Origin of the sequence: Arthrobacter sp. PAMC25284, assembly GCF_019443425.1 — a bacterium.
Taxonomy (GTDB): Bacteria; Actinomycetota; Actinomycetes; order Actinomycetales; family Micrococcaceae; genus Arthrobacter; species Arthrobacter oryzae_A.
Map to the genome: position 1 here is coordinate 3,413,193 of NZ_CP080382.1, position 21,137 is coordinate 3,434,329.

Here is a 21,137-nt window from a genome sequence, read left to right on the forward strand (position 1 = left end):
TCAGCCGTCAAGTGGAAAACGGTTTCGGCGTCGATCCGCCCAATGATTCCCGGCAGGGACGCACCGGCGGGAAGAAGCGGCCGTTGTGACGCGTTTATAGAACCATGGAGTCCGATGAGATCGGGAGGAGCGACTCGATGTTAAGGATAGCGATCGTGCTTGGGAGCACCCGCCCGGGTCGCCGCGGAAAAGCCGTCGCCGACTGGGCTTACGACCAGGCGGCGCAGCGCGCCGATGCCCGGTTCGAACTCATTGACGTGGCCGATTATGGCCTCCCGCTGCTCGACGAGCCCCGGCCAGCGGCACTGGAGCAATACCGCCACGATCACACAAAGGCCTGGTCCGAAGCCATAAGTTCCTTCGACGGGTACGTCTTTGTTACCGCAGAATACAACCACTCCGTGCCCGGGGCACTGAAAAACGCGATGGATTACCTCTACCGGGAATGGAACAATAAGGCGGCCGGCTTCGTCAGCTACGGCGTGAACGGTGGCACCCGAGCAGTCGAACACCTGCGCCTGATCGCTGCCGAGCTCCAGATGGCCGATGTCCGCGCGCAGCTCGCACTGCCGCTGGCGACGGAATTTGAGAACTACACGACGTTCACGCCGTCGGCCCGGGCTGTGAGAAGCCTCGGCACGGTCTTCGATCAGGTCATCGCCTGGGCCGGGGCGCTGCAGGCCTTGCGCCTCCCGGGGGGCCGGGATCCGGGACACTGACGGGTTCGCTGCACCGGGAGCACTCGTCGATCCGGCGGCGCCCCGCCGGAAGCGGACGGCGGGTTAGGCCTCCGGGCCCTTGCGCATCTGCTGGACCAAATCCAGGACGACGGCGCGAAGGTCACCACCGTGTTCTGCCGCCACCCGGCGCTGCCGCTGGTAGCCGGCACCGCGCTGGATGATCTTTTCGACGTCGGCAAGCTCGGCACTGCAACCGAGTTTGGCTGCGACGGGCTCCAGCCGGCGGAGCGTCTCGCGGAGGTGGTCGGTGACGAGCTGCTCGTTCCCCTCAGCATCCAGGATGATGATCGCGTCCAGGCCATACCGGGCCGCGCGCCATTTGTTTTCCTGAACGTGCCACGGCGGCATAGTCGGAATAGTGCCGCCGGCATCAAGGGTGGTGGAGAACTCGTCAACGAGGCACTGGGTCAGGGCAGCAATGGCGCCGACTTCCTCCAGGGACGCCAGGCCGTCACAGATTCGCATCTCGATAGTGCCCAGATTCGGCACCGGCCGGATGTCCCAGCGGATCTCAGACAGGGTATCGATAACCCCGGTGGTGAACATGTCCTGGACGTAGGACTCGTAATCATCCCAGCTGGCGAACTGGAAGGGCAGCCCCGCGGTGGGCAGCTGCTGGAACATCAGGGCGCGGTGGGAGGCATAACCGGTATCTTCGCCGCCCCAGAACGGGCTCGAGGCGGACAGCGCCTGGAAATGCGGGAAGTAGTTCACAAGACCGTCCAGGACCGGGAGGACCTTATCGCGGCTGTCCAGCCCGACGTGGACGTGGACGCCGTAAATGACCATCTGCCGGCCCCACCACTGGGTCCGGTCAATCAGCTTGGCGTAGCGTTCCTTGTCAGTCACGGGCTGCAGCTGGGGCGGGCTGAACGGGTGGCTCCCGGCGCAGAAGACCTCGACGCCCATGGGGTCGGTGACTTCGCGGACCGCCGCGAGCGAACCGGCCAGGTCCTGCTTGGCCTGAGCCACGGTGGTGCAGATTCCGGTTACGAGCTCGACCGTGTTCAGCAGCAGTTCCTGCTTGATGTGCGGGTGCTCGTCGTCCTCGTTCAGCTCCGGGTGCCGGGCGGCCACGCCGCGCAGCACCTCGTTGGCCACGGATGCCAGCTCGCCGGTCTCCGCATCGACGAGCGCAAGCTCCCATTCCACACCAAGAGTTGATTGCTTGGATGAAGCGAAATCAATCTTCTTCATGTGGTCCTTTCGAGTTCTGGTGTCCGCAGCCGCCATCCGGTCTGGACATGTCACTGGCAAGGCCGCCGGTAGGACGGGCGGCAGGGCAACGGCGGTCCAAGTCTAGTCGAGGGGTAGCATGGAATCGGTGTCGAAGTCACAGCCCTTATGTCGCGTCCTTTCCGGGACTGCCAGGTTCGCGGCCGTCGCCGCAACGGTCTCGGCGCTCGTCGTCGGCGCCGGTGCCTGCAGCAGCCCGCCGGAACCGTCCCCGGCAACCCCGCCAGCTTCGCCGACATCGCCGCCATCACCGTCCGTCAGCCGGACACCGCCGCCCACCGTCGCTGCCCGGCCGCTGGGCTGGGGACCGGATCAGCAGGACGCAGACCGGGCTGCCGATGCAGTCGCGACGATGAGCACGGAGGAACTGGCAGGTCAGGTGCTGCTGCCGTTCTACTCGGGGCTCGATGCCGAAGCCCAGGCAGCCACCGTGCAGCGCCTGCATCTGGCCGGGTCCATCATCATGGGTGACAACGTGCCCGGGATGTCCGATGGCCAGGTCGACACCGCTGCCATGCTCGGGGTTACCCGCCGGCTTCAGGCCGCGACCCAGGCTGGCGGCCGCAGCTGGCCGGGGATGATCGCCGTCGACCAGGAAGGCGGGATGGTATCCCGGCTGCGGGCGCCGCTGACCGAATGGCCCGCCCCCATGAGCTACGGCGCCGCAGGCAACGCCCCGCTCGCCGGAGACGCCGGAACGGCCATGGCCGCGGAACTGGCCGCCCTGGGCTTTAATACCGACTTCGCCCCGACGGTAGACGTCACGATGGGCCCCGCGGACCGCGCCGTCGGTGCCAGATCGCTCTCCGGTGACGCCGGTACAGCTGCGGGCCTGGGCGTCGGCTTCGCACAAGGGCTGCTCGCCGGCGGCTTGCTGCCGGCGGTCAAACATTTTCCCGGCCACGGCTCCGTCACGGCCGATTCCCACGAGTCCCTGCCGGTGCAGAACGGAACCCCGGAGCAGCTCAGGACACGGGACCTTGTGCCCTTCCAGGCCGCCATCGACGCGGGCCTGCCCATGGTGATGACCGGGCACCTCGCGGTGTCGGCGTGGCAGCCCGGCGTCCCCGCCACCGTGTCGGCGGCCAGCTATGCCGAACTGCGGGCAATGGGGTTTCAGGGTGTCGCGGTGACGGATGCGCTCAACATGGGCGCCGTCACCGGAGCATACCCGGACGATTCCGCCGCTCCGCTGGCCCTGGCGGCAGGCGCGGATCTGCTCGTGATGCCCGCCAGGGTGGACGTGGCCCACGCTGCGATTGTTGGCGCTGTGAAGACCGGCAGCCTGCCGGCCGGGCGGCTGACGGAGGCCGCGCAGCGGGTGGTCACCATGATGATGTGGCGCGGCCGCACCGGGGCTGCCCCCGGCCTCCCGCCCGGGAGCGGCGCGGAGCTCTCACGTCAAATTTCGGCGGCAGCCATTACGGTGCTTGCGGGCCCCTGCCAGGGTCCGCTGGTGCCCGGCAGCATGCGGATCGCGGGCGGCTCGGCGCTGGACCGCGCACGGTTCGCCGCCGCGGCGGGGGCGGCCGGCATCAGCGTCGGCTCCGGCCCGCTCGTGACGCTGATCGGGTTTGGCGGATCGGCGGCCGCGCCGGAGGCGGCGGAGGCCGCCGTCGCCGTGGCGCTCGACGCGCCGTGGCCGCTGGCAGATTCGGCAGCGCCGACGCGGATCGCGTTGTATGGGCGCACGCCCGGGGCCTTCGCCGCCCTCGCGGACGTGCTCGCAGGGCGGGGCCGCCGCCCCGGGACGGCTCCCGGCCGCCGTCGGACCGCACCCGCCGGGCTCGGGCTGCGGCTGATCCGGGGGTCGCGAGGCTTCATGAAGTTTAATGGTGCTGTGCCGATACTGAATAAAGACATGACCCTGTGCATCTCGCTCTCGGCCCGGCCGAGCAACAACGGGACGCGTTTCCACAACCACCTCTATGACCAGCTGGGCCTGAACTGGATCTACAAGGCCTTTGCCCCGACTGACCTGGGCCAGGCGATCGCCGGCGTGCGCGGCCTCGGGATCCGCGGTTGCGCCGTGTCCATGCCCTTTAAGGAAGACGTCATCGCCCTCGTGGATGTTATGGACCCTTCCGCGCAAGCCATTGACTCGGTCAACACGATCGTCAACGACGACGGCACGCTCACCGCGTACAACACCGACTACACGGCAATCGAGCAGCTGCTGCAGCGCAACGCCGTCGACGCCGCCCTGTCCGTCTGGGTCAAGGGCTCCGGCGGCATGGCGAAAGCGACGGTGGCGGCGCTGCGTGACGCCGGCTTCAAGGACGTGACCGTGATCGCCCGCAGCGAGGCATCCGGCCGGCCCCTCGCGGAGCTCTACGGGTTCGCATGGCGGGCAGAACTTCCTGCCGCCGGGGCCACGGCGGACATGCTCATCAACGTCACCCCGGTGGGGATGGCAGGCGGCCCCGATGCCGGGGCCCTGTCCTTCCCGCAGGAGGCCGTGGAGGCTGCGGCGGTCGTGTTCGACGTGGTTGCCCTCCCCGCGGAGACGCCGCTGGTCAAGGCTGGCCGGGCCGCGGGCAAAACCGTCATCACGGGAGCTGAGGTGGCCACCATCCAGGCGCTGGAGCAGTTCGTGCTGTACACCGGCATCAGGCCCGGTGACGACCAGATCCAGGCCGCTGAGGAGTTCATGCGGGCGCAGTAGCCCGGCACGGAACGTGCCGCCGCGATCGGCGGCTAGTGGACAGGTTCCACCGAAATGGCCACCCGGTCCTCGCCGATCCTGGTCAGGACCAGGGTGGCTGTTTTTCTGGCGGCATTCCGGCCCCCGGATTTGCCGCCGGGGAGCAGTTGCCTGCGCAACTCTTCCGGGGTGACTGCCGTCCCGCGTTTCTTGATATCCAGAACGCCGATGCCCTCGTCCTTGACCCAGGCCTTGAGCGCCTTGACGTTAAACGGCATCACGTCCAGAACCCTGTAGGCCCGGGCGAATGGGGTGTCGCGCAGTTCGGGAGCACAGATGTAGGCGATGTGTTCATCGACCAGATGTCCGCCCAGTTCGAGTGCGACGTCGGCCACGAGCCCGGCCCGGATAACGGCGCCGTCCGGCTCATAGAGGTACCCCTCAATGGGGCCAACGGGGGGCACCGGACCGCTGCCAAAGTCTTCGCCGCTGGTGAGCTCCGCGGCGCCCTGCGGGCCGAGCACGAGCGCTGCCCGCCTGATGCCGGGGCGGCGCACTGCATTGAACCACAACGCTACCTCCGTGACGTCGCCGGCCACCGAGACCCACTGGGCCTCGCAGTCGGCCGGCACCGAGTCGTGCGGCATGCCGGGGCCCATCTTGACGCCCACAGCCCTCCCGGAACGGGCCAAAGATTCCACGAATGACAGCGGCGGGGAGAAGTCCTCGGCATCCCAGAGCCGCTTGGTGCCCGCGCTGGATGTGGTGCGCCGGGCCGGATCCAGCCAGACGCCGTCGATCCCGTCGAGGGAAACCGAGGTGGCATCGGCGTGTACCACGGTGGCGTTCCGGAACGGGATGAGGTTCATGGTGGCGCAGGCTGCCGTGGTTTCATCCATTTCCACCGCCGTGACTGTGATGTCCATGGAGGCAAGCGCCATCGCGTCGGCCCCCAGCCCGCAGCCCAGGTCCGCGACGTGGCCGATGCCCGCCTCGACGAAGCGCTGCGCGTGCCGGGCGGCGACGGTCAGCCGGGTGGCTTGCTCCAGGCCTGCCTGGGTGAAGATCATCTGCCGGGCGAATTCGCCGAACTTGGTCTCAGCCTTGGTCCGGAGCCGCGACTGGGTGAGCGCCGCGGAGACGAGTTCGGGGGAGTGGCCGGCTTTCCGCAACGAGGCATTGAGCCGGAGCGCATCGTCCTCGTTGTAAGGACCGAGCGACGCCAACAACTCCCAGCCCTCGGGGTTGAGGAGCGGGGCGATCTGTTCCTGCGGTGCGTCAGCCATGCCAACCAGCCTAGTTCAGCGCGGGTCGGCCCTCCGTCCGGCCCGCCCGCAGGAGGCCGCCGCGGTGTTCACCCGGAATGAAATTCTGGCACTCGCCTTGACCGAGTGCTAACTCCTTACATAGAGTCGTCATTAGCACTCTCCCTAGGAGGGTGCTAACACATGAAGCACACCGCCAGGCGTGCTGCCGGCACCGCGACGACGGTACGTACGCCATGGCACCACCGCTTCATAGTCCACAAATTTGCTGACGAAGAAGGAGAGGTCCGAGTGTCGGTCTCTATTAAGCCTCTTGAGGATCGTATTGTTGTCCGCCCGCTCGAAGCCGAGCAGACCACGGCTTCCGGCCTGGTTATCCCGGACTCCGCACAGGAGAAGCCGCAGGAAGGCGAAGTTGTTGCAGTAGGCCCCGGCCGCTTTGACGACAACGGCAACCGCGTTCCGATCGACGTCGCCACCGGCGACGTTGTCATCTACTCCAAGTACGGTGGAACCGAAGTCAAGACCGGCGGCACCGAGTACCTCGTACTCTCCGCCCGCGACGTTCTGGCGATCGTCGTAAAGTAACTCTCTTGAACCCCGCGCCGCTGTTCCGTCTGATTCATCTCTGACAGGTCAGCTGCGCGGGGTTCTGTCTTGAAAGGACAAAATCATGGCAAAGCAGCTTGCGTTTAATGACGCTGCACGCCGGTCGCTTGAAGCCGGCATCGATAAGCTCGCCAACACCGTCAAGGTCACGCTCGGCCCGCGCGGACGCAACGTCGTGCTGGACAAGAAGTGGGGTGCCCCCACGATCACCAACGACGGTGTGACGATCGCCCGTGAAGTTGAACTCGACGACCCGTACGAGAACCTTGGCGCCCAGCTGGCAAAGGAGGTCGCTACCAAGACCAACGACGTCGCCGGCGACGGCACCACCACGGCCACCGTCCTGGCCCAGGCCCTCGTCAAGGAAGGCCTGCGCAACGTTGCGGCTGGCGCCGCCCCGGGCGAGATCAAGCGCGGCATCGAGGTCTCGGTCGAGGCCGTCGCCGCCCGCCTGCTCGAAAACGCCCGCCCGGTCGAAGGCAGCCAGGTCGCCAACGTCGCCTCCATCTCCGCCCAGAGCGATGAGGTCGGCGAGCTCCTGGCCGAGGCCTTCGGCAAGGTCGGCAAGGATGGTGTGATCACCATCGAGGAATCCTCCACCACGCAGACCGAGCTGGTCCTCACCGAGGGCATGCAGTTCGACAAGGGCTACCTGTCCCCGTACTTCGTCACCGACGCGGAACGCCAGGAAGCAGTACTTGAGGACGCCCTCATCCTGATCAACCAGGGCAAGATTTCCTCGGTGCAGGACTTCCTGCCGCTGCTGGAAAAGGCGCTGCAGAGCTCCAAGCCGCTCTTCATCATCGCTGAGGACATCGACGGCGAGGCATTGTCCACGCTGATCGTTAACCGCATCCGCGGCACCCTGAACGTCGTTGCCGTCAAGGCTCCGGGCTTCGGTGACCGCCGCAAGGCCATGCTGCAGGACATCGCGACCCTGACCGGCGCGCAGGTTGTCTCCGCGGAGCTGGGCCTGAGCCTGGATACCGTGGGCCTGGAAGTGCTCGGCACCGCCCGGCGCATCACCGTCACGAAGGACAACACCACGATCGTCGACGGCGCCGGTTCGGCCGAAGACGTCGCGGCCCGCGTCGCCCAGCTGCGCGCCGAGCTGACCCGGACCGATTCGGACTGGGACAAGGAAAAGCTGCAGGAACGCCTGGCCAAGCTGGCCGGCGGCATCGGCGTGATCAAGGTCGGCGCTGCCACCGAGGTCGAGCTGAAGGAAAAGAAGCACCGCATCGAAGACGCCGTGTCCTCGACCCGCGCCGCCCTCGAAGAAGGCATCGTGGCCGGCGGCGGCTCCGCCCTCATCCACGCGCTGAAGGCACTCGACGAGGACGCCAACGTTCAGGCCCTCGAAGGTGACGCGGCTGCAGCCGTCGGCATCGTCCGCCGGGCGCTGACCCAGCCGCTGCGCTGGATCGCACAGAACGCCGGCTTCGACGGTTACGTCGTCGTCGCCAAGGTCGCCGAATCGGAGCTCAACCAGGGCTTCAACGCCAAGACCGGCGACTACGAGGACCTCATCGCCGCCGGCGTCATCGACCCCGTGAAGGTAACGCGCGCGGCACTGCGCAACGCGGCATCCATCGCGGCACTGGTGCTCACCACGGAAACCCTCGTGGTCGAAAAGCCTGCCGACGAGGACCAGCACGCGGGCCACCAGCACTAGGAAATTCCGGTTGCGGCGGCCTTGAGCGCGCCGCAGCCCTTCCTGGCTCCACGGCAGGAGGCCGGACCAGTTCACCTTGACTGGGCCGGCCTCCTGCTGTTTCTCCGGCTGCGGCGGAGGGCTCCCCGATTTTGCAATGAAAATCACGGTTCGGTAACATTGATTCTTTGAATACTTGCCGAAAGGGCCATTTTTGCCGAACGCGCGCACCGCAGACACTCCGCCCGTAGTAGCAGCAGCGGCATTGCCGACCCGAAAAAGCGGCTACCGCCCGGAGGTTCAGGGCTTGCGGGCGCTCGCCGTCCTGATGGTGGTGACGTACCACGTGTGGCTTGGCAAGGTCTCCGGGGGCGTGGATATCTTCCTGCTCCTTTCGGCCTTCCTGATGACGCTGGGCTTCACCCGCAAAGTCGAAAGCGGCCAGCCGCTCCGGCTGCTGAGCCACTGGACCCATCTGCTTAAGCGGCTGCTGCCCGCCGTCGTGGTGGTGGTCCTGGCCGTCCTCGTCGGAACAGCGGTGGTGCTGCCGCAACGCCGCTGGCCCGATGTCCTGGACCAGGCCTGGGCGTCCCTTCTGTACGGGCAAAACTGGCTGTTGGCGAACAGCGCAGTCGACTACTACGCGCAGGACCACGCCGGTGCCAGCCCGCTCCAGCACTTCTGGTCGCTGTCCATCCAGGGGCAGGTCTTTTTGCTGTGGCCGCTCGTGTTCGCCGGTATCGCGCTGCTGCGCCGCCTGCTCCGGCCCCGGATCGAACTGAACTCCCGGATCCTGCTGGCCGTCGCCTTCGGCGCCATTTTCGTCGCGTCCCTGATCTACTCCATCGACCAGACCGCCTCCAACCAGACCTACGCGTACTTCGATACCCGCGCCAGGCTGTGGGAATTCGCCCTCGGCTCGCTGCTGGCCCTCGCCCTGCCCTACCTGAAGCCGGGCAGGCTCCTGCGGGTGGCCCTGGGCTGGACCGGCCTCGCCGCCATGCTCTCCTGCGGCCTGCTGGTCACGGTGGAAGGATCCTTCCCCGGATACATCGCGTTATGGCCCACCCTCGCCGCGGCCGCGATCATCGTCGCCGGGCAGAGCGGCAGCCGCGTCGGCGTCGACCGCATCCTCAGCTGGAAGCCCCTCGTCGCCCTTGGCGATAACTCGTATGCGCTCTACCTCTGGCACTGGCCGCTGCTGGTCCTGGGCCTCGCCGGGAAGGGCCTCAGTTCGCCCAACCTGTGGCAGGGTCTGGTCATTGTGGTGGCCTCCATTGTTATGGCCGTGCTCACCACGCGCCTGGTGGAAAAGCCGCTGCGCGACTGGCATTGGCCCAAAATCCGGGCGTGGCGCGGGGCAGTGGTCATCGCCGCCTGCGGTGCCCTCCTGGCCGGACCCGTCTCCCTCTGGCAGAGCTGGATCGTGACCGACGCCGCCGCCGCGGCCTCCCAGTCCAGCGAGCTGATCCCCGGCGCCGCCGCGCTGGCTCCTGAGAACGCCGGTAAGCCCACCCCCGACGCAAAAATCGTCCCGGTTCCCGCCGCCATGAAAGACGAATGGGCGGAAATCGACGGGCTGTGCACCGGCGACAACGTCCCGAGCAACCCCCTGCTGGGAGGCTGCCTGCAAAACAGCCCACCCGAAACGGTGACCAAGCGCATTGTGGTGCTCGGCGACTCGCACGCGCAGCAGTACATGGCGGCCCTCGGTCCCATTGCAAAGAGCCACGGCTGGGACGTCGTCACCCTTCTGAAGGGCAACTGCCGCTTCGGCGGGGTGTCCCCGGAACGCGACGAGGAATGCAATGCCTTCAACGAGGCCGGCGCGCAGTACGTCCTGGACCACCGCCCGGACGCCGTGTTCACCGTCGCCTCGCTGACGCTGAAGGAGGCCCCGTACGAAATCGAGGTCCCGCAGTACCTTGAGGGCATCAAGCCGATCACCGACGCCGGCATCGAAGTGATTGGTATCCGCGACAACCCGCGATTCACCATCAACATGCCCGATTGCGTTGAGGACAAGGGGCACGACGCGCCTGAGTGCAACGTTCCCCTCCAGGAATCCCTGGCCGGGGCATCGCCGCTGGACGCGTACCGGGGCCAGGTGGCCGGGCTGCACCTGATGGACCTGAGCGACTTCATCTGCGCCGACGGGACCTGCCCGGCGGTGGTGGGAAACGTCTACGTCTACAAGGATGACAACCACCTGACGAAGACGTATGTCCAGACCATGATCCCCATGTTCGAGGAGCGGCTGCTGACGGCGACCGGCTGGAAATAATCCGACCGTGACGCCGCCCCGGATGCCGTTGCTCACATTGGTCCCTCCGAGTATGGGGATCGGCGCCGAGGTTCTAGTATTTATTCAACACTTCCGCACGAGGATCCCGCACCGGGAGCGTGCAGCCGAAGTGGCGGTAACCGAACATCCTGCACGGACCAGACCCGTAATGACTGGCTGGTCATCTGCTGCAACCCCTACCCGTGAAACCCCGTAACCCAAGGTAAGAGGCGCACTCATGACCGAGCCAGAACACAATCCCTTCGGCTTCATCGGCCTGACCTACGACGACGTCCTGCTGCTGCCCGGACACACTAACGTCATTCCCTCGGAGGCGGACACCTCCTCCCGGATCTCCAAGCGCATCACCGTCAACACGCCGCTGCTCTCCGCCGCCATGGACACCGTGACCGAATCCCGGATGGCGATCGCCATGGCCCGCCAGGGCGGCCTCGGCGTCGTGCACCGCAACCTCTCCATCGCCGATCAGGCCGATCAGGTGGACCGGGTCAAGCGCAGCGAGTCGGGCATGATCACCAACCCGCTGACCATCGGCCCCGAGGCGACACTCGCCGAGCTGGACGAGATCTGCTCGCACTACCGCGTCTCTGGCCTGCCCGTTGTGGACGAGGGCATGCGGCTGCTGGGCATCGTCACCAACCGCGACACCCGCTTCGTGCCGGAGGCGGACTTCCCCTTGCGCCTGGTCAGCGACGTCATGACCAAAATGCCGCTCGTCACCGGGCATGTCGGCATCAGCCGTGATGAAGCCTCGCACAAGCTCGCGACAAACAAGATCGAAAAGCTCCCGCTCGTCGATGAGCAGGGCCGGCTCAGGGGCCTCATCACCACCAAAGACTTCACCAAGGCCGAGCAGTACCCGCTCTCCACCAAGGACGACGAAGGCCGGCTCCGGGTCGGCGCGGCCATCGGCTTCTTCGGCGACGGCTGGGAGCGCGCCATGGCGCTCATCGACGCCGGCGTGGATGCGCTCTTCGTCGATACCGCCAATGGCCATTCCCAGGGTGTGCTGGACATGATCCGCCGGCTGAAGTCTGATCCGGTCGCCGCGCACGTGGACATCATCGGGGGCCAGGCCGCCACCCGTGAAGGCGCCCAGGCGCTCATCGATGCGGGCGCGGACGGCATCAAGGTCGGCGTCGGACCGGGCTCGATCTGCACCACCCGCGTTGTCGCCGGCGTCGGCGTCCCGCAGATTACGGCCATCTACGAGTCCGCCAAGGCGGCCATCCCTGCCGGCGTTCCGCTGATCGCCGACGGCGGCCTGCAGTACTCGGGCGACATCGGCAAGGCGCTCGTCGCCGGCGCCGACACCGTGATGCTCGGGTCGCTGCTGGCGGGCTGCGACGAATCCCCGGGGGACCTGATCTTCGTCAACGGCAAACAATTCAAGAGCTACCGCGGCATGGGATCCCTCGGCGCGATGCAGACCCGGGGAAAGAACACCTCCTATTCCAAGGACCGGTACTTCCAGGCCGACGTTTCCGGCGATGACAAGCTCATCCCGGAAGGCATCGAAGGCCGCGTGGCGTACCGCGGACCGCTGGCCTCGGTCGCCTACCAGCTGGTCGGTGGCCTCCGCCAGACCATGTTTTACACCGGCGCCCCGACCGTCCCCGAGCTCAAGGCCCGCGGCAGGTTCGTCCGCATCACCCCTGCCGGCCTGAAGGAATCCCACCCGCATGACATCCAGATGACGGTGGAAGCCCCGAACTACGGTTCGCGCTAAGCCGCACCGCGCCTTCGGCGCAGACGGGCCCCGGGATGTTTCCCGGGGCCCGTCTGCGTTCTGCCGACCACTTGAGGTGCTGGTCCTGCCGGAAGGCTACTGCGTGGTGACCGCCGTGTCGTCGAGGTAGAAGAACGTCTTCAACGAGCTGTCCTCAACCCCCAGGAACCGCAGTGTCACGGTCTTACCCTTGTGCGCGGACAAATCCAACGTCTTTAGCCCGTAGGTCGAGGATTTGTTCAGGTTCGAATACGTGCTCAGGGTGGTCGTCACACCGCCGCTGATGACCTGCACCTTCAAGGTGTCGTAGGCCTTGGTCAGGGTGGTCTCGTCACTGAGGATCTTGAGGTAGAACGAGAGCGAGGCGCTGCCGGCCGCGGACGGGATGGTGATGGTCTGGTCAAGCGTGTAGGAAGTGGCCCGGCCGTAACCGTTCAGCCCGGCGAAACGGGTTCCGGTGCGGGCATCGGGGCCGGTTTCGAAGGTGTCGGCATGGTCAGAGGTCCAGGAGACGGCGCCTTCTTCAAAGCCAGGGTTCAGGAGCAGGTTCCCGGCGGGCGGCGGTGCTGCCCCGCCCAGAAGCGCCATGGTCGCGCTCGCATCGGAAAGTCCGGCGCCGCAGCCGGCCGTGCAGCCGCCGGGCATGGGACGCGTCCCCTGCTTGAGCGTCGTTTCGACCTGCGCGGGAGTCAGTGCCGGGGACTTTGCCTTCATGAGGGCTACCAGCCCGGCGATGTGCGGGGCGGCCATGGAGGTGCCCTGGTAGCTGGCGAAACCTTCGGACCCCGGGACAGTGGCCCCGGTGTTGATCGTGGACAGAATGCCCCCGCCGCTGACCCGGGTGTCGCCGCCAGGTGCCGTCAGGTCCACCGAGGCGCCGAAGTTCGAGTAATAGGACAGGGTGCCGCTGGAGTTGCTCGCAGCTACGGAGACCACGGAGTTGCAGTTTGCCGGGCGGAACCCCGACGCGTCCTGGTTGCTGTTGCCGGCCGCGACGACGACGCTCGTGCCGCGTGCGACCGCGGAGTCAATGGCGGCCTGATAGGTGACGCCGCAGGCGCCCGAACCGCCCAGGCTCATGTTGATGATCTTGGCCGGGTTGGCGTTGGCGGGGACCCCCGCAACGGTTCCGCCCGAGGCCCAGATGATGGCATCGGCGATGTCCGAGAGGGCTCCGCCGCATTTGGCGAGGACCCGGACGGGCACGATTCTGGCGTCCGGCGCGACACCGGCCACGCCTGCGGAGTTGGAAGTCACGGCGGCCACTGTTCCGGCGACGTGGGTGCCGTGCCAGCTGGAATTGGCGGCCGTGGCCTGCCCGCATTCGCCGGCTGCATACCAGTCGCCCTGATCCTGCGGGTTGGCGTCGCGGCCATTGCCGTCCCGGGCTGCGGCGGCGTCCGAGACGAAGTCGTACCCGGGCAGGACATTGGTGTCCAGATCGCTGTGCGCGGTGATACCGGTGTCAATGACGGCGACAACGGAGCCTGCGCCGGTGGAAACATCCCAGGCGCCCGGAATACGCATGCCGTTCGTGCCGGTGAAGTCCCACTGCTCCCCGTAGCGAACATCATTGGGGGTCAGCACCGCGGTCATGCGGGCGTCCGGCTCGACGGCGTCGACGGCGCCGGAGGCGACGATTTCGGCCATGAAGTCTTTGGCGGCCTTACCGGACAGAGCCTTGTCCGAGGCGATCAGGGTTCCGCCGGTGGCGAGGGTCCGAACCTCCCGGACGCTCACGCCCAGCTGCTTGGCCGCCCTGCCCCACGCGTTGGCCCGGCCGCCGGGGCTGGAATTGCCGGGGGTTTTCTTGAAGCTAACGATGAATTGGGTGTACTCCTCGCCGGCGTTGACGTCCTGGACTGTTGCGGGGGCCCGATTGCCGGCTGTTCCCGGGTCTGCCGCGGCGGGGATGACGGCCAGCGCCATGGTGCCGACCACTGTGGCGAGCGATAGGGCCAGGACACGGGTTGTCCTGTGTGTTGCAGTTCCCATACATTCTGCTTTCTCGTGCCGGGCATAAGGGTGTGCCCGGGATTGTCAGGAGACTCGCCGGGATCAATCCGCGGGTTGCCGAAAGCAAACGTATGGGCATATTCACATTTTGTAAATATCTATTGACAAAATAGTCAACCGAGGGTGGGATGGTGTCCGGCACCTGAGCCGCCGCGTGCCCTAACGACGGCGGATCCAGGGCAGGCGCGGGGGATCGCACGCCGGCAGGCGCGGTCAAGTAAAGTGGGCACGTGACTTATGAGATTGAGATTGGCCGTGGCAAGCGTGGGCGTCGTGCCTACTCCCTAGACGACATTGCGATCGTCCCGAACCGACGTACGCGTGACCCCAGGGACGTCTCCGTCTCCTGGCAGATTGACGCCTACAAGTTCGATATGCCCGTCATCGCGGCGCCCATGGATTCAGCCATGTCGCCGGAAACGGTCATCACTCTCGGGCGACTCGGCGGACTCGGCGTGCTCGATCTGGAAGGCCTGTGGACCCGCTACGAGGACCCGCAGTCCGTACTGGACGAGATCGCGGCCCTCGCGGACGAGACCAACAGCCCCGCTGTCACGCGGCGGATGCAGGAGCTTTACCGGGCCCCGATCCAACCCGAACTGATCACCTCGCGGCTTGCCGAAATCCGCGCCGCCGGTGTTACGGTGGCCGGATCACTCACCCCCCAGCGCACGCAGGAGCACTACAAGACTGTCGTCGCCGCCGGCGTCGACATCTTCGTGATCCGCGGGACCACGGTCTCGGCCGAGCACGTCTCCAAAGACCACGAGCCGCTGAACCTTAAGCAGTTCATCTACGAACTGGACGTTCCGGTGATCGTCGGCGGCGCTGCCGGCTACACCCCGGCGCTGCACCTGATGCGCACCGGTGCGGCCGGCGTTCTGGTCGGTTTCGGCGGCGGCGCGACCACCACCACCCGCCGTGCCCTGGGCATCCACTCGCCGATGGCCTCCGCCATCTCCGACGTCGCCGCCGCACGACGCGACTACATGGACGAATCCGGCGGACGCTACGTGCACGTGATCGCCGACGGCGGCATGGGGGCTTCCGGGGACATCGTCAAGGCCATCGCCATGGGCGCCGACGCCGTGATGCTGGGCAGCGCCCTGGCCCGCGCCGACGAAGCTCCGGGCAAGGGCTGGCACTGGGGCCAGGAAGCTCACCACCTCGAACTGCCCCGCGGCGACAGGGTCAATGTGGGCACGGTCGGACCGCTCGAGGAGGTCCTTTTCGGCCCGGGCCACCACACCAATGGCACGTCGAACCTGATCGGTGCGCTGCGCCGCTCCATGGCGACCACCGGCTACTCGGACCTGAAGGAGTTCCAGCGCGTCGACGTCGTCGTCTCGCCCTACCTCGGCTGAATCGCCTCTGCCCATCCGGGGGACTAAGACGTAGTGTGGTGCACTACGAGGTTTGATCCGGATGGAGGCGTGACATGGACAGTTTTCCCGGCGGTTCCCCCGTGGCCGGAGGTGCACTTGGCCCGGCGGAACGCGATGCATCCCTGGCGGTGCTCAAGGCCACCACGGAACCCGGCAAGGAACTTGACATCCTGATTGTCGGCGGCGGCATCGTCGGCGCAGGGGCGGCCCTCGACGCCGTCACGCGGGGCCTGAGCGTCGGTATTGTCGAGGCCAACGACTGGGCGGCCGGGACTTCGTCCCGGTCGTCCAAGCTCATCCACGGCGGCCTCCGCTACTTGGAGATGCTTGACTTCGCGCTTGTCAAGGAAGCCCTGCATGAGCGCGGACTGATCCTCTCGGTGTTGGCACCGCATCTGGCCCGGCCGGTGCCGTTCCTGTACCCGCTGACCAAACCGTTCCTGGAACGGCCCTATATCGGGGCCGGCATCGCCCTTTACGACGCCATGTCCATCACGGGAGCACATGGCCGTGGCGTGCCGTTCCACAAGCACCTGTCCCGACGGGGCACGCTGCGCGCCGCGCCGAGCCTGAAGGACGACGCGTTCGTGGGATCCATCCGGTACTACGACGGCCAGGTGGATGACGCCAAGTACGTGGCGAACCTGGTCCGGACCGCGGCGTCCTACGGCGCCCACGCGGTGAACCAGATGGCCGTGGTGGATTTCGTGCGGGAAGGCGAACGCGTGGTCGGCGCCAAGGTGATTAACCACGAGGACGGCGCCACATTCAGCATCCGGGCCAAACAGGTGGTCAACGCCACGGGGGTCTGGACCGACGAGACCCAGGCCATGGTGACGGAGCGGGGCCAGCTCAAGGTGCGCGCCTCCAAGGGCATCCACCTCGTGGTGCCGCGCGACCGCTTCCAGTCCACCGTGGGGCTGATCCTGAAGACCGAGAAATCCGTGCTCTTCGTCATTCCCTGGGGTAGGCACTGGATTATCGGGACGACCGACACCGACTGGCACCACGACAAGGCGCACCCGGCGGCATCCAGCCAGGACATCGACTACCTCCTGAAGCATGTCAACCGCGTCCTGAAGCGTCCGCTCACGCGGGAAGACGTGGAAGGAGTCTATGCGGGACTGCGTCCGCTCCTGGCCGGCGAAAATGATTCCACCGCCAAGCTGTCGCGTGAACATATTGTGGCCCACCCCGTGCCGGGGCTCGTGGTGGTGGCCGGCGGCAAGTGGACCACCTACCGGGTGATGGCGAAAGATGCCGTGGATGAGGCGACCCGGAGCATGGACGAGCGGGTCCCTCCCAGTTGCACGGAGACCATTCCGCTGCTCGGTGCCAGCGGCTTCAAGGCGGCCTGGAACCGCCGGAACCGGATGGCGGAGGACAGCGGCGTCCACGTGGCCCGGATTGAGCATCTGCTGAGCCGGTACGGTGCCATGGTCCCGGAGGTACTGGCGCTCATCACCGACAATCCGGAACTGGCCGAGCCGCTGCCGGGGGCCGACGACTACCTGGCCGCCGAGGCCGTCTATGCCGCCACTCACGAGGGCGCCCGCCATATCCAGGACGTCCTGACCCGCCGCACCCGGATTTCGATCGAGGCATGGGACCGCGGTGTGTCCGCGGCTCCGGTAGTCGCTAAACTGATGGGGAACGTTCTTGGCTGGAGTGATGCGCAGCGTGAGAGCGAAATCAAGCACTACCTGGCCCGGGTTGACGCGGAACGGCTGAGCCAGCAGCAGCCGGACGACGAATCCGCCGACGCCGCACGGTTGGGCGTGGAGGACATCGTCCCCTTGCGCTGACCTGCACGCCGGCCAGCCCTGTTGCCTGTCAACCAGCTGGCCGGCGTGCTTTGACGCCACTTCGAAGGGACACCACTTGGCCGAACCACTCGACCGGTATGACGCCGAGCTCACCACACCGGACATGGTGATCCTTGAACTGGACGCCGCCGACAAGCTGGACGCCGCGGGCCAGCTCGCGGCCCGGATGTTCGACGCCGGACGGATCTCCGACTTGGACGGATTCCTCAAGCAGGTCAATGCGCGTGAACATCAACTGGCCACCGGCCTCCCCGGCGGGGTGGGCCTGCCCCATGCCCGCAGCGAGCTGGTCTCCCAGACCACCATTGCCGTCGGGATCACGAAGTACGGGAAGGCATTGGACTTCGGCGCGGCAGACGGGCCCGCCACAGTCATCCTGCTGATCGCGACGCCGGCAAGTTCATTCTCGGACCACCTTGAAGTCCTGGCCACCCTGGCGCGGTCGCTGTCGAAAGAATCCTTCCGGGAATCGCTGCGCCGGGCCTACGACCCTGAAGTCATCGCCGAACTCATCAATTCCAGTCTGGTCTTCTTCGACCACTAGAGACCCGGCTGCCCCACTCCGGGAGCCCGTTCGTTGTTCTACACGGTTACGAAGTACGGTTAACAAGTGCTGAAAACTGCTCTCAAACCCCGCTGGATCGCTGGCCTCGCGTTCGCGATCCTGCTGTCCGGGGCATTCGTGCTCCTGAGCCAGTGGCAGTTCGGCAGGTCCACGCAGGCCGAGATCCCGGTCAGCAGCACAACCGAGGACCCCAAACCGCTCGCAGACACCCTGCAGCCGGGGGACTTCTTCCCAGGAACGGTTGCAGACCAGATGGTCACCGCCACCGGCAGCTATGACCCGCAGAAACAGGTCCTGGTCCCGGACCGCTTCACCGGCGGAGAGGGCGGGGAGAAGGGTTACTGGATCGTGTCTGCTTTCGCCGTTGACGGGGCGCCGGTCCTGGCAGGGACAGCTGCGTCCCCGCAGACCTGGATTCCGGTGGCACGAGGTTGGGTGGCGGATACGGAAGCCGCCCCGGCGCCGCCGTCGGGCACTATTGAACTCACCGGCCGTCTGCTGCCATCCGAGTCCCCGCTGCCGAACACTGACGCCGGCCCCGGCCGGGCCTCGGCCGTTTCAGTCGCTGAACTCATCAATGACTGGGACGTCAGCAGCTACCCCGGGTTCGTTGCGGCAGCGACAGAGCTGCAGGCCGGCACGGACGTCGGCGCGGACGCGGCGGGCAGCACGATCACGCCGCTCAGGATCGGCCCGCAGCCGCCGGCGCAGCAGATCAACTGGCTGAACCTTTTTTACTCCGTGGAATGGGTCGTCTTCGCAGGCTTTGCGCTGTTCATCTGGTGGCGCCTGGTCAGGGACGACTACCGGCGGGATCTCGAAGACGCCTTCGACGACGAGCATGCCGCCCAGACCCCCGGCACTGACGCTGTTCCGCAATCCACCGACCCGAGAGTGCAACCATGATCGAACCCCAGCCTGCCATCCAGCCACAGACCCCCGCCGTGCAGGGAACGGCCCGGGGCAGGAAGCGCCGCTTCGGCGGCACCGAGGCCCAGATCCGTTCCGCGCTGAAGTTCTACAAGGTGCTCGCCTACCTCACCGGGTCGATGCTGCTCCTGCTCTGCGCCGAATTGATCGCCCGCTACGGGTTCGGCCAGTACCTCTTCGCGGGCGGCAGCAACGCGGTCACCGGCCAGCCGTTCGGCTTGGGATTCGCCGACGCCGAACCGGCGGGAGTCATCGGCGGCATGAACCTCTCCGTCACGGTCCTGATCGTGCACGGCTGGATGTATGTCGTCTACCTCATCTCCAACTTCCGCCTGTGGTCGCTTATGCGCTGGCCCTTTGGCAGGCTCATCATCCTGGCGCTCGGCGGCGTTGTGCCCTTGCTGTCCTTCTTCGTCGAGAAGAAGTTTCACGCAGAAGTGGAAGCCGAGCTGGCCGCCAACCCGCAGGCCCCCGCAGCGCTACTGAGCCGGGAGCCGGCGTCGAACGTGTGAAGTCGGTTACCTGTGCCGCCCATCCGGGCGGTATGGGACGTCTCAAGGTGCGGGCCGGTGACGGCGCAAAGTAGTCTTAGACGGTGACTATTCCCTCTGTATCCCAGACGTCCCACAGGCCTGTGCTGGTTGTTGATTACGGTGCCCAGTACGCGCAGTTGATTGCCCGCCGCGTCCGGGAAGCAAATGTGTATTCGGAAGTCGTTCCGCATACCTACAGCACCGAGCAACTGCTGGCCAGGAACCCTGCCGCCATCATCCTCTCCGGCGGCCCCTCGAGCGTTTACGCGGAAGGCGCCCCGAGCGTCGGCGCGGACCTTTTCGAAGCCGGCGTTCCAGTTTTTGGAATCTGCTACGGCTTCCAGGCCATGGCCAACGCCCTCGGCGGCAAGGTCGACAAGACCGGGCTGCGCGAGTATGGCTCCACGGAGACCACCATCCTCGGCGAAAGTCGTTCCGTGCTGGCCGGCATGCCCCAGCACCAGACCACGTGGATGAGCCACGGGGACTCCGTGCACGCGGCGCCGGAAGGCTTTGAAGTCCTCGCGACGACGGCGGGCGCCGAGGTCGCCGCCTTCGCGAACGAGGAAAAGGGCCTCTACGGTGTGCAGTGGCACCCCGAGGTCAAGCACTCGGCCTACGGCCAGCAGGTCCTGGAAAACTTCCTGTTCAAGGGCGCCAAGCTGGAGCCGAACTGGAACGCCGGCAGCATCCTCGAGGAGCAGGTCGAACGGATCCGCGCGCAGATCGGCGACGCCCGGGTGATCTGCGGCCTTTCCGGCGGCGTTGACTCCGCTGTGGCCGCCGCCCTGGTGCAGCGCGCTGTCGGCGACCAGCTGACCTGTGTCTTTGTGGACCACGGACTGCTGCGCGAAGGCGAAGCAGAGCAGGTCGAACGTGACTTCGTCGCAGCGACGGGCGTGAAGCTCTACGTCGCCAACGAGCAGGAACGCTTCCAGAGCGCATTGGCCGGGGTCAGCGATCCGGAGACCAAGCGCAAGATCATTGGCCGCGAATTCATCCGCGCCTTCGAGGAAGCGGAACTGGCCATCATCGCCGAGGCAGCCGCGCACGGCGAAAAGATTAAATTCCTCGTCCAGGGCACCCTCTACCCGGATGTCGTCGAATCCGGCGGCGGCGAAGGTGCAGCCAACATTAAGAGTCACCACAACGTCGGCGGACTGCCGGAAGACCTGCAGTTCGAGCTTGTCGAACCGCTGCGGGCACTCTTTAAGGACGAGGTCCGCGCCGTGGGTGCGGAGCTCGGACTGCCGCAGGAAATCGTGGGACGCCAGCCGTTCCCGGGACCCGGCCTCGGCATCCGGATCGTCGGGGAGGTCACCAAGGAGCGTCTGGACCTGTTGCGAAAGGCCGATGCGATTGCCCGTGCCGAACTCACGGCGGCGGGCCTGGACAACGAGGTGTGGCAGATGCCGGTAGTGCTGCTGGCCGATGTCCGCAGCGTCGGTGTCCAGGGCGATGGGCGCACCTACGGGCATCCGATTGTGCTGCGTCCGGTCTCATCCGAGGACGCCATGACGGCCGACTGGTCGCGGCTGCCCTACGATCTGCTGGCCCGGATTTCCAACCGGATCACCAACGAGGTCGACGGCGTCAACCGTGTCGTGCTCGACGTGACCAGCAAGCCGCCGGGAACCATCGAGTGGGAATAGCACTGTAAACGGCCGGTCTCTGCAGAGACCGGCCGTTTCAAATCCGGC

At 66.5% G+C, this 21,137-nt stretch carries 15 protein-coding genes and 1 pseudogene; 13 read left to right on the top strand and 3 right to left on the bottom strand.

The window, feature by feature from the left end:
* The first annotated feature begins 155 nt into the window (after window positions 1-155).
* Window positions 156-719 carry an NAD(P)H-dependent oxidoreductase gene (locus KY499_RS15880; RefSeq protein WP_308813053.1) on the top strand — a complete coding sequence of 188 codons (564 nt, stop codon included), beginning with the start codon at window positions 156-158 and terminating at the stop codon, window positions 717-719.
* Between the two features lie 63 nt (window positions 720-782).
* On the opposite strand, the gene KY499_RS15885 is transcribed toward KY499_RS15880, so the two are convergent.
* Window positions 783-1,937 (bottom strand): glutamate--cysteine ligase, encoded by a 1,155-nt coding sequence (locus KY499_RS15885; RefSeq protein WP_123255324.1) that lies wholly within the window; start codon window positions 1,935-1,937, stop codon window positions 783-785.
* A 502-nt stretch (window positions 1,938-2,439) separates the two neighbouring features.
* On the opposite strand from KY499_RS15885, the pseudogene KY499_RS18395 reads away from it, so the two are divergent.
* Window positions 2,440-3,246 (top strand): annotated as a pseudogene (locus KY499_RS18395) (glycoside hydrolase family 3 N-terminal domain-containing protein); the annotation flags it as partial.
* A gap of 591 nt (window positions 3,247-3,837) precedes the next feature.
* Window positions 3,838-4,641, top strand: coding sequence for a shikimate 5-dehydrogenase (locus KY499_RS15895; RefSeq protein ID WP_219887047.1), 804 nt, complete (start codon window positions 3,838-3,840; stop codon window positions 4,639-4,641).
* A gap of 32 nt (window positions 4,642-4,673) precedes the next feature.
* Here the strand turns inward: KY499_RS15895 and KY499_RS15900 are convergent, their stop codons facing one another.
* Window positions 4,674-5,906, bottom strand: a complete 1,233-nt coding sequence (locus tag KY499_RS15900; RefSeq protein WP_123255328.1) for a class I SAM-dependent methyltransferase — start codon at window positions 5,904-5,906, stop codon at window positions 4,674-4,676.
* A gap of 270 nt (window positions 5,907-6,176) precedes the next feature.
* Here KY499_RS15900 and groES point away from each other — a divergent pair, with 270 nt between their 5' ends.
* The 4 genes from groES to guaB all read left to right on the top strand — a co-directional run bounded on the left by groES (window position 6,177) and on the right by guaB (window position 12,182).
* Window positions 6,177-6,473 carry a co-chaperone GroES gene (gene groES, locus KY499_RS15905; protein ID WP_123255329.1) on the top strand — a complete coding sequence of 99 codons (297 nt, stop codon included), beginning with the start codon at window positions 6,177-6,179 and terminating at the stop codon, window positions 6,471-6,473.
* A gap of 85 nt (window positions 6,474-6,558) precedes the next feature.
* Window positions 6,559-8,169, top strand: a complete 1,611-nt coding sequence (gene groL / locus KY499_RS15910; protein WP_219885801.1) for a chaperonin GroEL — start codon at window positions 6,559-6,561, stop codon at window positions 8,167-8,169.
* Between the two features lie 307 nt (window positions 8,170-8,476).
* Entirely contained in the window at window positions 8,477-10,432 is a 1,956-nt protein-coding gene (locus KY499_RS15915) for an acyltransferase family protein (protein ID WP_123255380.1), read from the top strand.
* Window positions 10,433-10,670: 238 nt separating this feature from the next.
* The gene (gene guaB, locus KY499_RS15920; protein WP_123255331.1) at window positions 10,671-12,182 is read left to right on the top strand and encodes an IMP dehydrogenase; all 1,512 of its coding nucleotides are present in this window, start codon (window positions 10,671-10,673) and stop codon (window positions 12,180-12,182) included.
* A gap of 96 nt (window positions 12,183-12,278) precedes the next feature.
* Here the strand turns inward: guaB and KY499_RS15925 are convergent, their stop codons facing one another.
* The gene (locus KY499_RS15925) at window positions 12,279-14,177 is read right to left on the bottom strand and encodes a S8 family peptidase (RefSeq protein ID WP_123255332.1); all 1,899 of its coding nucleotides are present in this window, start codon (window positions 14,175-14,177) and stop codon (window positions 12,279-12,281) included.
* Between the two features lie 251 nt (window positions 14,178-14,428).
* On the opposite strand from KY499_RS15925, the gene KY499_RS15930 reads away from it, so the two are divergent.
* The 6 genes from KY499_RS15930 (at window position 14,429) to guaA (ending at window position 21,089) form a co-directional block, all read left to right on the top strand.
* Complete coding sequence (locus tag KY499_RS15930) at window positions 14,429-15,562, top strand: GuaB3 family IMP dehydrogenase-related protein (protein WP_123255333.1); 1,134 nt, start codon at window positions 14,429-14,431, stop codon at window positions 15,560-15,562.
* 74 nt (window positions 15,563-15,636) lie between these two features.
* Window positions 15,637-17,388, top strand: coding sequence for a glycerol-3-phosphate dehydrogenase/oxidase (locus KY499_RS15935; RefSeq protein WP_219885802.1), 1,752 nt, complete (start codon window positions 15,637-15,639; stop codon window positions 17,386-17,388).
* Window positions 17,389-17,464: 76 nt separating this feature from the next.
* Window positions 17,465-17,953, top strand: coding sequence for a PTS sugar transporter subunit IIA (locus tag KY499_RS15940; protein WP_123255335.1), 489 nt, complete (start codon window positions 17,465-17,467; stop codon window positions 17,951-17,953).
* A 66-nt stretch (window positions 17,954-18,019) separates the two neighbouring features.
* The gene (locus tag KY499_RS15945) at window positions 18,020-18,880 is read left to right on the top strand and encodes an SURF1 family protein (protein ID WP_123255336.1); all 861 of its coding nucleotides are present in this window, start codon (window positions 18,020-18,022) and stop codon (window positions 18,878-18,880) included.
* Window positions 18,877-19,416: a DUF3817 domain-containing protein gene (locus KY499_RS15950; protein WP_219885803.1), complete on the top strand. Its 540-nt coding sequence runs from the start codon at window positions 18,877-18,879 to the stop codon at window positions 19,414-19,416. Before KY499_RS15945 ends, KY499_RS15950 begins: the two co-directional genes overlap by 4 nt.
* A gap of 83 nt (window positions 19,417-19,499) precedes the next feature.
* A complete protein-coding gene (gene guaA / locus KY499_RS15955; RefSeq protein WP_219885804.1) occupies window positions 19,500-21,089 on the top strand; it encodes a glutamine-hydrolyzing GMP synthase in 1,590 nt (529 codons plus the stop codon).
* Window positions 21,090-21,137 lie beyond the last annotated feature (48 nt).

Bases quoted from the DNA above. Each gene is read 5' to 3' on its own strand.
- KY499_RS15925 (WP_123255332.1), bottom strand. From the start codon at position 14,177: ATGGGAACTGCAACACACAGGACAACCCGTGTCCTGGCCCTATCGCTC.
- KY499_RS15915 (WP_123255380.1), top strand. From the start codon at position 8,477: ATGGTGGTGACGTACCACGTGTGGCTTGGCAAGGTCTCCGGGGGCGTG.
- KY499_RS15885 (WP_123255324.1), bottom strand. From the start codon at position 1,937: ATGAAGAAGATTGATTTCGCTTCATCCAAGCAATCAACTCTTGGTGTG.
- guaB (WP_123255331.1), top strand. From the start codon at position 10,671: ATGACCGAGCCAGAACACAATCCCTTCGGCTTCATCGGCCTGACCTAC.
- KY499_RS15895 (WP_219887047.1), top strand. From the start codon at position 3,838: ATGACCCTGTGCATCTCGCTCTCGGCCCGGCCGAGCAACAACGGGACG.
- KY499_RS15900 (WP_123255328.1), bottom strand. From the start codon at position 5,906: ATGGCTGACGCACCGCAGGAACAGATCGCCCCGCTCCTCAACCCCGAG.
- groL (WP_219885801.1), top strand. From the start codon at position 6,559: ATGGCAAAGCAGCTTGCGTTTAATGACGCTGCACGCCGGTCGCTTGAA.
- KY499_RS15935 (WP_219885802.1), top strand. From the start codon at position 15,637: ATGGACAGTTTTCCCGGCGGTTCCCCCGTGGCCGGAGGTGCACTTGGC.
- KY499_RS15950 (WP_219885803.1), top strand. From the start codon at position 18,877: ATGATCGAACCCCAGCCTGCCATCCAGCCACAGACCCCCGCCGTGCAG.